This is a genomic window from Microbacterium sp. Leaf351, from assembly GCF_001423825.1.
Lineage (GTDB): Bacteria > Actinomycetota > Actinomycetes > Actinomycetales > Microbacteriaceae > Microbacterium > Microbacterium ginsengisoli.
Genome location: NZ_LMPK01000002.1, coordinates 115,607 through 116,007, shown reverse-complemented (window position 1 = coordinate 116,007; position 401 = coordinate 115,607). Strand labels below are relative to the sequence as shown.

The window sequence follows — 401 nt, the reverse complement described above, 5'->3', positions numbered from 1 at the left end:
GAAGGACGGCCTGAAGGAGCGGTTCGCCGAGCTGCGGGCGATGGGCATCCGCACCGTCATGATCACGGGCGACAACCCGCTGACGGCGAAGGCGATCGCCGCGGAGGCGGGGGTCGACGACTTCCTCGCCGAGGCGACCCCGGAGGACAAGCTCGCGCTGATCAAGAAGGAGCAGGAGGGCGGGCGGCTCGTCGCGATGACCGGCGACGGCACGAACGACGCCCCCGCACTCGCGCAGGCCGATGTCGGCGTGGCGATGAACACGGGCACGTCGGCGGCGAAGGAGGCCGGCAACATGGTCGACCTCGACTCCGACCCGACGAAGCTGATCGATATCGTGCGCATCGGCAAGCAGCTGCTCATCACGCGCGGCGCACTGACCACCTTCTCGCTCGCGAACG

At 69.3% G+C, this 401-nt stretch carries 1 protein-coding gene; it reads left to right on the top strand.

The genetic code is table 11. The features are described 5' to 3' along the window. Nucleotides 1-401, top strand: a 401-nt coding sequence (locus ASG00_RS16170) for an HAD-IC family P-type ATPase (protein WP_442922566.1), incomplete at both ends; no start/stop codon positions are given.